Raw genomic sequence first — 11,245 nt, forward strand, 5'->3', positions numbered from 1 at the left:
AGGTCATTGTTGACCGCGACCGGAAAGCGATATTTTTTGATGGGGCCCATCGAAATTTTCGATGCTGGAGTGATGGCATGGATACCGAAAACCTGCGCAGCTTCCTGGAGGTCGCCGAGCATGGCAGTTTCACGGTCGCGGCCAGCCGGCTCAATCTCGCGCAGTCAACGGTCAGCGCCCGGATAAGGGGGCTGGAGGAGCAGTTGGGGCGCCGGCTTTTCGTAAGAGATCGCGACGGCGTCACGCTAACGCCGGCTGGCTGGCAGTTCCTCCCGCACGCCTCCTCCATCACCCGCACTTGGGAGCAATCGCGGCAGGACATCGCTGTTCCCGACGGTTACGAGTCGCTGTTGCGCTTCACCGCGCCCGCCTATCTCTGGGATCGCGTCACCTCGCCATGGATCGCGTGGATGCGGGCCCAGCGGCCGAACGTGGCGCTGCGGCTCGAAGGAAGCTTTCCCGACCTGGCGATCGACCAATTGGCCGAAGGACTGCTCGACATCTGCATTCTCTATCTGCCGCGGCCGCATCCCGGCATCGTCTACGAGACGCTGGCCGTCGATCAGGTCGTGCTTGTCCAGCATTCCGCACAGGCAGGACCGTGGACGCAGAACTACATCCTGATGGATTGGGGGCTCGAATTCCGCATCGAGCACGACCGTGCCTTCGCCGGCATGGTGCAGCCGGCAATCTCGGCCGGGCTGGTCTTCATCGGCCTGCAGCACGTGTTGTCGCAAAAAGCCGCGGCCTATCTGCCGCTCAGTGCCGTCAGCGGCTACATCGAGAACGGTGAGATGAAACGCATCGAGGATGCGCCTGTGTTTCAGCGGCCGATCTATCTCGCCTATCCCAGCAATCCCGCATCGTCGGATGTGCTCGACGTCGCGTTGACCGGATTGCGGACACTGGCAAGGGACTGGACCGGTGATCGGGGCTTTGCCGAGGGGGACCGCTCCTTCAGCATGACCGGCCAGGCGTGATGGATGCGGGCCGCTTACGCCGGCAGGGCTGCGACCGCCGCCGGTTTCTGCAGCCGCCTCAACTCGGCATAGGGAATGTGGCAACGGATCGAATGCCCCGGCTCGGCCTCGGCGAGCGGCGGCTCCTGCTGTTCGCAGATCGGCCCGATCTTGCGTGGGCAGCGCGTGTGGAAGACGCAGCCCGATGGCGGGTTGGTGGCGCTGGGGATTTCGCCATCGAGCCGGATGCGTGCCGTCTCGGTCTGACCGAGCTTGGGCACGGCCGATAGCAGCGCCTCGGTGTAGGGGTGATGCGGTCCGGAAAAAACGTCCTCCGATGGGCCGATCTCCATGATGCGGCCGAGATAGAGCACGGCGATCTTGTCGGAGAGATAACGCACCACGCCAAGGTCATGCGAAATAAAGATGTAGCTGACGTCTTCCTTGGCCTGCAGGTCGGCGAGCAGGTTGAGGATCGCCGCCTGGACGGAAACGTCGAGCGCCGAGGTCGGCTCGTCGCAGACGACGATGCGCGGGTCGCCGGCGAAGGCGCGCGCTATGGCAACGCGCTGTTTCAGCCCTCCCGACAGCTGGCGCGGCTTGACGGCCAGATGCCGTTCAGTCAGCCGCACCGAGCGGACGAGATCGTTGAGGCGTGCCTCCAGTGCGGCACCCCTCAAGCCCGCCAGCCGCTTCAGCGCACGGCCGATCAGATGGCGGATCGAATGCGAGCGGTTGAGGGCGGAGTCCGGGTTCTGGAAGACGATCTGCATCGCCTTGACCTGGTCGTCGCCGCGGTTCTCCAGCTTCGGCGCCAGCGCCTTGCCCTCGAGCTCGATGGTGCCGCCCTCATCGGGAGGCACCAGCCCGAGCAGCAGCCTGGCGAAGGTGGTCTTGCCCGAGCCGGATTCGCCGACCAGCCCGAGCGTCTCGCCGGGCCTGAGATCGAGCGAAACGTCCTTGACGGCGCGCAGTGCATGGCCGTGGCTGGCGTAGGTCTTGTTCAGCCCGGCGACGCGCAGCACCGGCGCCGTCGTGGGTTTCGGTGCGGGCACAACGTTGGCGGGCGTGGTACGTGGCAGGGCCTGCGCCTGGTCGTGGTAGTGGCAGCGCGACAGCCGCCTCCCGCGCTCGTCGGTCAGATCATAGAGCGGCGGCAATTCGGTGCGGCAGCGGTCGGCGGCCAGCGCGCAGCGGTCGGCGAAGGCGCAGCCCTTAATGTCAGCGCCGATGCCGGGCAGGAAGCCAGGGATGGTGTCGAGCCGGCCCTGGTCCTTGCGCTGGCCGCCGCGCGGCAGGCAACGCAGCAGCGCCACCGTGTAGGGGTGGCGCGGATCGTTGAAGACGACATCGGTCGGTCCTTCCTCGACCAGCATGCCGGCATAGAGCACGCCGACCCGGTCGCACATGTTGGAGACGACGGCGAGATTGTGGCTGATGAACAGGATCGACGCCGACAGTTCCTGCCTGAGCTGCGCGATGAGGTCGAGCACCTCGGCCTCGACGGTCGCGTCGAGGCCGGTAGTCGGCTCGTCGAGGATCAGCATCGAGGGATCATTGGCCAGCGCCATGGCGATCGCCACGCGCTGCTGCATGCCGCCCGACAGCTGGTGGGGATAGCGCTGCATGACGCTTGGCGGATCGGAGATGCGCACGCGGTTCAGCATGGCGATGGCGCGATCGGTGGCAGCTTGGCCCGTGATGCCGCCAAGCTCGAAAATTTCGGTCAATTGCCGGCCGATGCGGATCGACGGGTTTAGCGCCTTTCCCGGGTCCTGATAGACCATGGAGACGCTTTCGGCGCGCGCGCGCCGAAGCGCCTCCGCGTCGAGCTTCATCACGTCCTGGCCGTCGAGTGAGATGGCGCCACCTGATATCGAGCCGTTGCGCGGGAGGTAGCGCACCACCGTGAGGGCTACAGTCGACTTGCCGCAGCCGGATTCGCCGACCAGCCCATAGGCCTCGCCCTGACCGATGGTGAGGCTGAGATCGCGCAGCACCGCGCGATTGCGGCCGGCGACCCGGTAGGCGACCGACAGATCCTTGATATCAAGCGCGTCCTTTGCCTTCCCGGTCGATGTATTGGTGGGTTCAGTCATTGAAGGCCCCATGCACGCCGTCGGCGGCCAGGTTGACGCCGATCACCAGCGAGGCGATGGCGAGTGCGTCGAACAGCACCGTCCACCAGAAGCCGCCGCCGATCATGCCGTAATTGCTGGAAATGGAGAGCCCCCAGTCGGGTGACGGCGGCTGGATGCCAAAGCCCATGAAGGAGAGGGTAGCGACCGCGAAGATGGCGTAGCCCAACCGCACCGTGGTCTCGACCAGGATCGGCGGGATGACGTTGGGCAGGATCTCGACGAACATCGTATGCAGCGCGCTCTCATGCCTGAGCTGTGCGGCGGCGACATAGTCGAGCTCGCGCTCGGCCAGCACCGCCGAACGCACGGTGCGCGCGATGATCGGCGCGAAGCTCAGCCCGATGACGATGATGACGGTGGTCTTGGACGTGCCCAGCGCGACGATGGCAAGCAGCGCCACGATCACCACGGGGATCGCCATGAAGGCTTCAAGGATGCGGCTGACGACATCGTCGACGAGGCCGCGGAAATAGCCGGTGAGCAGGCCGAGCGCGGTGCCGGCGACCGTCGCCAGCAAGGTCGCCAGGGGCGCGACGGTGAGGATATCGCGCGAGCCGACGATGACGCGTGAGAACACGTCGCGGCCGATCTGGTCGGTGCCGAACCAGTGTTCGCGCGAAGGCGGCGCCAGCGAGTTGATGATGTCGTCGGCGAGCGGATCGTAGGGGACAAAATGTTCGCCAAACAGCGCGCAGACGACCCAGAACAGCACGATGGCGATGCCGACGAGGAACGTTCGCGAGCGCAGCAGTGAAAAAAACACTTCGGCCAGCGGGCCACGGCGCCGCATGTCGTCCTGCGCGGGGGAGGGGGTCTGGACGGCGCTCATTGGTCTGACCCCAGGCGGATGCGCGGATTGAGCACGGAGTAGAGGAAGTCGGCGATCAATGTGGCCACCGCATAGACGATGCCGATGGTGAGGATGCCGGATTCCAGCATCGGAAAATCCTTGCCGCGCGCGGCGGTGAAGATCAGCGAGCCGATGCCCTGGTAGCGGAACAGCGTCTCGATCACGACAAGGCCGCCGATGAGATAGCCGGTCTGGGTCGCGATGACGGTGATGGTCGGCAACAGCGCATTGCGCAGCACATGGCGCCAGATCACCGTGCGCCAGGGCAGGCCCTTGAGCACGGCGGTTCGCGTATAGTCGGAATCGAGCGCCTCGATCATGCCGGAACGCGCCATGCGCGCAATATAGCCGAACAGCACCAGGAACAGCGGCAGCGACGGGAGGATCAGGTAATAGAGCTGGGTGAAGAAGCCGGCATCCCTGGGCCACGCGGCCGAGATCGGCAGCCAGCGCAGCCACACGCCGAAGATCAGGATCAGGATGATGCCGGTGACGAATTCCGGCAGCACCGTCACCGACAGGCCGCCGAGGCTGATCATGCGGTCGAGCGGGCGGTTGAGGTTGAGTGCGGCAATGACGCCGCCGAGGATGCCGATCGGCACCACCAGCACGAAGGCGACCGCCGCCAGCTTCATCGAATTGCCAAGCGCACCGATGACGAAGGGCGCCACCGGCGAGCGGAATATGTAGGAGGTGCCCATGTCGCCCTGGACGAAGTTCGAGATCCAGCTCCAGTACTGGATGAGCAGCGGGCGATCGACGCCGAGCGTGTGATTGAGCGCGTCGACCGCGCGTTGGTCGGCGAACGGACCGAGGATCGCGCGCCCGACATTGCCAGGCAGGACCTGGCCGCCCAGGAACACCATGATGCTGAGCAGGAACAGCGTCACCAGGGACAGGGACACACGCCGCGCAAAGAAGGAGAGAATGGCTAAGACTCCTTGCAAAGCCAGCCCCCTGGGGAGCTGGCTGTTAGAGGACTGGCTTTCCCTTTTCGCTTACGCCTTCGATGCCTTTTCGAGGAACAGCTGCGACATGGCTGTCGGTTGCACGCCGGCCACGCCCTTCGCCGTCGCCGTCAGGTAGTCGTAGAAATAGCCGAAGATGACAGGCGTTTCCTCGAGCAGAAGCTTCTGGATCTTGCCGGCGTCAGCCTTCTGCGCCTCGAGGTCGAGCGCCGCGATATAGCTGGTCGCCAGCGCGTCGTAGTCCTTGTTCTTGAAGTGCGCGGCATTCCAGGTGCCGTCGCTCTTCAGGGGAGCGGCAAGATAAACATTCGGCACGCCGCGATGGCCATAGTCGGTGATGCCCATCACCGAATCCAGCCAGTTCGATTTGCCGAACACCGCGTCGCCATAATAGGCGCTCTGGTCGAGGATATTGAGTTCGAGCTCGATGCCGATCTCCTTGACCCAGTTCTGGATGAGCTGGGCATATTCGGGGATTTCGAGATAGCGCTCGGTGGTCAGCGTGATCTTGAAGCCCTTGCCGGCACCGGCCGCTTCCATGAGCTGCTTGGCCTGCGCGATGTCCTGCTTGCGCTGCGGTATGCTCGTATCGGTCGAGGGGTAGACCGCGGCGAATGGGCTGTCATTGCCAAGCGCCGAGCGTCCCTTCATCAGGCCGGCGGCGAGCTTGTCGCGATCGAGGCAGAGCGCGATGGCGCGGCGCACGCGTGCATCCTTCAATGGGCCGTCGTCGCAGCGCAGATGCAGTTGCTGGTGAGCCGACGACTTCAGGCTGATGATTTCGAAGCCCGGATCGTTGAGCAGGGCCACGCCGGCCAGCACCGGCATCTGGTTGATGATGTCGACCTGCCCACCCTGCAGCGCCAGGATCATCGGCTGCACGTCGGTAAAGAAGGTGAACTCGGTACGGTCAGGCAGCGCCTTCGCTCCCCAGTAGTTCTCGTTGCGGACGAAGGAAGCGCCGACCTTCGGCGTGTATTTCTCCACCTTGAACGGGCCGGTGCCATCGAAGCTCTTCTCGTAGTCGCCCTTGTAGTCCGCCGGGATGATGACGGCGTTGTAATTGTCCGACGAGACCATGTAAGGAAAATTGCCGTTCGGCGCGTCGAGGTGGAATTCCACCGTGTAGTCGTCGACCTTCTTGCTGGCCCCCTTCGACAGGATACCGGTGAACACCGACAGCGCGTTGGATGAGTTTGCCGGATCGGCCAGGCGGTCGATGCTCGCCACCACGTCCTCGGCCTTCATTTCGCCGCCGCTGTGGAATTTCACGCCCTTGCGCAATTTGAAGGTCCAAACCGAGCCGTTGTCGTTCGGCTTCCAGCTCTCGGCCAACGCGGGCTGCAGCACCAGGTCGGGGCCGTCGACGCAGAGGAATTCCGCAACCTGCTGCATGATCAGCAGGCCGCCGGCGTCGGCGATCGTGACGGGATCGATGGCTGCCGCCGGCACGCTGCTGGCGACACGGATGGTGGCGCCGGGTGCGCCCTGGGCGCGCGCCAGCGACGGCATGCCGCCAAGGCCGGCAGCCGTGGTGATGCCTCCAAGCAGCGGCAGCGACAGGCCAAGCAGGCTGCCATGGCGGATGAAGTCGCGGCGGCTGACACGGCCGTCGACGAGGCCGTCGATCAGGTGATTTTCAAGCGGCGAGCGATTGCGCCGGATCAGGTCGAGAATGCGGTAGTTCTTGATCATGGGTTTAACCCTTCCCCTGTTTCTTATGGTTTGATGAATGCGTTTTTCAGTTGACGAAGTCCGTGGAGTTCTCCTGTCCCGGCCATCAACGATGTCAGTCGCACGGGACTGTAGCATGCGGTTTTTCCTGGTCCATCCGATCCTTGCGGCGCGGGGGTCAGATTTTCTTGAGCAATGCTTCCACCCGTCCGCTCCTGCCGTCGCCATCGATCGCGGCGGCGGACTCTTGTTCTTGAAATACGTCTCCTTTCCCGTGTCGTTCTCCTAGTTCAGCGGCAAACGGCGATATGTCCCGGGCTTGGCCGGGTCGTGATATTTGTTGCAAGGGCCGTTCTCGGCAAAGTCGCGATGGCACGCCGCGAGATTTTCCCGCGACAAGGTGACACCAAGACCGGGACCTTCCGGGACACGCACCGTATTGTTCCTGGGGCAAAACGGCCCCTCCTCGGTGATGTCCATAGGTTGCATACGAAACAGCGACTGGTTCGGCTCCCGGATCCAGCCGAGTGCTGCGCACAGATGCAGGTAGGCCGCGCTGCCGATGCCGCTGTCGCCGCTGTAGCACCAGAAATCGATGCCCGCGTGCTCGCAGGCGCCGACAAAGCGCAGCATCCGGCCGACGCCGCCATGCGCGGTCGGGTTGCCGACGAATGCATCCGGCACCTTGAGGTCCATGGCGCGCGCGATGTCGATATTGTGGGTCGAGAACGGGATCGAGCAATGGCGGCGCAGTTCGCGCATCTCCTCTGATGTCGCCACCGGATCCTCCCAGTTGCGCACGCCGAGCTCTTCCAGCGGCCGCGCAAGCCGCCGCGCCGTGCTGAGCGAGTAAGCCTGGTTCGAATCGATGCGGATCATCGCATCGTCGCCGAGTTTTTCGCGGATCAGCTCGACCATTCTCAGCGAGATCCTTGGGTCGTCGGTCGAGAATTTTCCTTCGAAGAAGGTCGTGCCGTGTGTCTCGTGCAGTTCCACGCAATAGTCGGCGACTTCTTCCGGCGTCGTCTCGCCCTTGACACCATCCCCATCGCCGCGCAGCGAGAAATAGTCGGTGAACGGGATGTCCTTGCGCACGGCCCCGCCGAGCAACTGATAGAGCGGCTGGTTCCAGGCCTTGCCGCGCAGGTCCCAAAGCGCCATCTCGATGGCGCCGAAGGCCGTGATGCGGGTGCGGTCGTTGATCGACTGCACGCCGGTCCAAAACGGCAGGCAGACATGTTCGGCGCCGGCAATGTCGAAGGCGTCGCGGCCGACCAGCCGCTGGGCAAGAACATCATTGATGATGGCGGCCGCTGCCGGCGTCGGTGCTTCGCCCAGCCCGACAAGGCCGTCCTCGGTCTCGACTTCGACGATAACAGGCGAAAAACCGTCGAGTTCGCCGAACACCCAGGCATAGGGCGCTTCGAGGCGAAGATTGATCGGCGTGGCCTTGATGCCGCGGATCTTCATCTCAGCGTCCAACTTCGAAGAAGGGCTTGCCGAGCAGGTCTGGAACGACGTCGATGCCAAGGCCTGGGCCGGCGGGAATACCCATGCGGCTGCCGGTGACCGGCGGCGCGTTCGACGCGGTGCGCACCGTCACCCATTCATGGAAGGCGATCGCGTGCAGCCGGCGCTCCTCCGGCGTCGACAGCGACAGATGCGCCATGGCGGATGTGTCGATCTCGGCGCCGCCGGTATCCTCGACCGTGATCATGAAGCCGAGATCGACGGCGACGTCACGGATCAGCCGGGTCTTGGTGACGCCGCCGAGCCGCGAGATCTTCAGCGTCAGCCCGTCCGCCGCGCCGAGGCGATGGATTTCCAGCATCGCCTCCAGCGAGGTGACGGATTCGTCGAGCACCATCGGCTTGTCGAGCATGCGGCGCACCGACATGTTCTCGTCGATCGTCGTGCAAGGCTGCTCGAACGTATAGTCGATCGCCCGCGTCGCGTCAGTGAACTGACGTGCCTGGTATGGTGTCCACCCGGCATTGGCGTCGCAGAAAATGACAGTGCCTTTCGGCACCGAGGCGGCGACCGCCATGACGCGCTCGACGTCGTCATGGACATTGCCGCCGACCTTGACCTGGAGCCGGCGGAAACCGTCCTCGACGATGCGCTTGGCAAGTGCGGCCATTTGATCGATCGTGCCATGGGTGACGACCTTGTAGAGTTCGGCCGTGTCGCTTTCCCTGCCGCCGAGCAGCGTCACCAGCGGTACGCCGGCGGCACGCGCCGCCAGATCCCAGCAGGCCATGTCGAGCGCCGATTTGATGTAGAGATGGCCCTTGAACACCGTGTCCATCAGTCGGCCGATGCTGGCCAGCCCGCACGGGTCCTGGCCGATAAGGTGCGGTGCGATCTCCGGCACGCCGGCTCGGGTGCCGGCCGGGAAGGCGGCCGAGTAGAAATTGCCGAGCGGCGCCATCTCACCCCAGCCGGTGACGCCGCTGTCGGAGGTGATGGAGACGATCACAGCGTCGAAGCAGTCGGCCACACGCCCCTTGGACATGCGATAGGGGCCGTCCACGAAAGGCTGCACGACGTGATAGGCTTTGATGGTTTCGATCTGCACGTGGGGTATCCATTATCCGCGATGAGGGGGAGGGTCAGGCGCCTTTCGACGAACGCTTTTCGAGGCCGCGCGCATAGGCAAGAAGCTCTTCGAAATCGTGGTCGATATGCTCTCGTGTGTGGCGCTGGGCGGCACGCATGTCGTCGCTCTTGAGCAGCGCCACATAGGTTTCATGAACGTCTTCGGCCGGCACGGCTTCCTTGCGTGCCTGCTGGTGCAGGGCGAAATACATCTGCAACCGGCTGGTCAGCCTTTGCCAGGTCTCCAAGAGCACGGAATTGTCGGCCCATTCATGGATCAGGCCATGCAGTTGCAGCGCGGTCTCGATCTGGCGCGTGGTGTCGCGGTTGCGCGTCGCCTGCTTCACCGCTTCGTGGCGCCGGTCGAGCTCATCGAAAAAGCGCTGGTCGCGCAGTTCCCACATCCGCTCGATGGCGAACTCGTCCAGCACCTTGTTGAGCGAATAGGCGTCGTCGATGTCCTTGGCGGTGACATTGATGACGAAGGTGCCGGCATAGGGAATGCTGGTCAGGATGCCTTCCTGCACCAGCTCGCGCATCGCTTCGCGCAACGGCGCGCGGCTGACCCGCATCTGTTCGGAAATCCTGAGCTCGTTGAGCTTCTGGCCTGGCTCGAGCTGACCGGTCAGGATCGCGCGTCTGAGCAGTGCCACGATTTCGGCACGGCGTGTCGTGTCGGCAATCGGACTGAATTCCGTCTTCACCATCCGGCCCACTCCCGCGAGAACAGAAGCAGAGACAATCAGATTGTCGACAATCTAACAAGAGCAAGTGATCGGATTTTTCCGTCTCCCAGCGCCAATGTCGCCGCCCTGGTCGGTCTGCTCGTGAAAACGGCGCCCGCGACCTGAGAAAAGGTCGGGGCGCCGCGCGGAAACCGGGCCTGCGGGGGAGTCAGGTAGCCGGTTTCTGTGGCAGGGGCGAAATCGGCATTCCGGGGCCGATCTTCTGCAGATTGCCTGTGATCACCTGGTCGCCTTCAGCGACGCCGCTGAGGATGGCGACCATGTCGCCGCTGGTCGGCCCCAGCGAAACCAGCCGCTGGTCGACCGTATTGCCCTTGCCGACGACATAGAGATACTTGCCGAGTTGGCTTGATCCCAGTGCGACCTGCGGCACCATCAGCGCATCGGGCTGTTGTTTGACGTGCAGCCGCACGCGAACATACTGGCCAGGCAAGAGCGTGAACTTGGCGTTGCCGATTGTGGCGCGTGCGGTGATCGTGCCGGTCGAGTGATCGATCGTGTTGTCGATAAAGGTGAGCTCGCCCTTCTGGTGGGCCTCGGTCTCACCGGGAAGCAGGACCTCGACCTCGATCGGGCCGGCGGCACGCGCTTCCTCGATCTGCGCCAGGTCCGTCTCGCTCGGATTGAAGGTGACGTAGATCGGATCGAGCTGCACCAGCGTGTTGAGCACGGTGCCGGCAACGCTGACCAGCGTTCCCACGGAAGCCTGGTTGCGGCCCAGACGTCCAGCGAACGGCGCGTGGATTTCAGCGTAGCTCAAATTGAGCTCGGCCGTGCGCACAGCCGCCTGGTTCAGCGCCAGCGACGCCTGCGCCTCGCGCAAGGTGCTGGTGCGCTGGTCGAAGCTGTCCTTGTCCAGGTAGCCGCTCCTGGCGAGTTCGGTACCGCGACCGAGATTGGAACGTGCATAATCGAGGGTCGCCGTGTCGCGCTGAACCTGTGCCTTCGCCTGGTCGAGCGAGGCCTGGAAGTCATCGGGCGAGATCCTGTAGAGCAGGTCGCCTTGCCGCACGTCGGCGCCGTCTTGCGCCGTCTGTTCCTGCAAATAGCCGGGGACGCGTGCCTGCAGCGTGATGCTGCGGATCGGCTCGGTCCGCGCGGCATAGTCGAGATAGATCGGGATCGTCTTCTTGACCACGTTCGCCACCGGCACCGGCATGACGAACGCTGCTGGAGCCGGCGCGGCCCCGGCCGTGCCGGCATTCAGGCTGAGATTGCCCATGTCCAGCAGGTGGACACTGGCCACCGAGATCGCACCCAGCGCGACAGCCGTTCCCAACGCGATTTTCCATTTACGCATGATGATTCT

At 64.1% G+C, this 11,245-nt stretch carries 9 protein-coding genes; 1 reads left to right on the forward strand and 8 read right to left on the reverse strand.

The window, feature by feature from the left end:
- Positions 1 to 77: 77 nt before the first annotated feature.
- Complete coding sequence (locus FJ936_RS11240; protein WP_140617358.1) at positions 78 to 980, forward strand: LysR family transcriptional regulator; 903 nt, start codon at positions 78 to 80, stop codon at positions 978 to 980.
- Positions 981 to 994: 14 nt separating this feature from the next.
- Here the strand turns inward: FJ936_RS11240 and FJ936_RS11245 are convergent, their stop codons facing one another.
- From FJ936_RS11245 to FJ936_RS11280, 8 genes are all read right to left on the reverse strand, one after another.
- Positions 995 to 3,058: an ABC transporter ATP-binding protein gene (locus tag FJ936_RS11245; RefSeq protein WP_141906567.1), complete on the reverse strand. Its 2,064-nt coding sequence runs from the start codon at positions 3,056 to 3,058 to the stop codon at positions 995 to 997.
- On the reverse strand, positions 3,051 to 3,929 hold the full coding sequence (locus FJ936_RS11250; protein WP_140788052.1) for an ABC transporter permease: 879 nt from the start codon (positions 3,927 to 3,929) through the stop codon (positions 3,051 to 3,053). Before FJ936_RS11250 ends, FJ936_RS11245 begins: the two co-directional genes overlap by 8 nt.
- Positions 3,926 to 4,879 carry an ABC transporter permease gene (locus tag FJ936_RS11255; protein WP_140788123.1) on the reverse strand — a complete coding sequence of 318 codons (954 nt, stop codon included), beginning with the start codon at positions 4,877 to 4,879 and terminating at the stop codon, positions 3,926 to 3,928. The genes FJ936_RS11250 and FJ936_RS11255 overlap by 4 nt, the downstream gene beginning before the upstream one ends.
- A 69-nt stretch (positions 4,880 to 4,948) precedes the next feature.
- On the reverse strand, positions 4,949 to 6,613 hold the full coding sequence (locus FJ936_RS11260; RefSeq protein WP_015318889.1) for an ABC transporter substrate-binding protein: 1,665 nt from the start codon (positions 6,611 to 6,613) through the stop codon (positions 4,949 to 4,951).
- A gap of 264 nt (positions 6,614 to 6,877) precedes the next feature.
- Positions 6,878 to 8,062, reverse strand: coding sequence for a mandelate racemase/muconate lactonizing enzyme family protein (locus tag FJ936_RS11265; RefSeq protein ID WP_140788054.1), 1,185 nt, complete (start codon positions 8,060 to 8,062; stop codon positions 6,878 to 6,880).
- A 1-nt stretch (position 8,063) separates the two neighbouring features.
- Complete coding sequence (locus FJ936_RS11270) at positions 8,064 to 9,170, reverse strand: mandelate racemase/muconate lactonizing enzyme family protein (RefSeq protein ID WP_140788056.1); 1,107 nt, start codon at positions 9,168 to 9,170, stop codon at positions 8,064 to 8,066.
- Positions 9,171 to 9,204: 34 nt separating this feature from the next.
- Positions 9,205 to 9,897: a GntR family transcriptional regulator gene (locus FJ936_RS11275; RefSeq protein WP_141906568.1), complete on the reverse strand. Its 693-nt coding sequence runs from the start codon at positions 9,895 to 9,897 to the stop codon at positions 9,205 to 9,207.
- A gap of 187 nt (positions 9,898 to 10,084) precedes the next feature.
- Positions 10,085 to 11,236, reverse strand: coding sequence for an efflux RND transporter periplasmic adaptor subunit (locus tag FJ936_RS11280; RefSeq protein WP_141906569.1), 1,152 nt, complete (start codon positions 11,234 to 11,236; stop codon positions 10,085 to 10,087).
- Positions 11,237 to 11,245: the final 9 nt, after the last annotated feature.

Origin of the sequence: Mesorhizobium sp. B2-4-13 (assembly GCF_006658535.1) — a bacterium.
GTDB lineage: Bacteria > Pseudomonadota > Alphaproteobacteria > Rhizobiales > Rhizobiaceae > Mesorhizobium > Mesorhizobium australicum.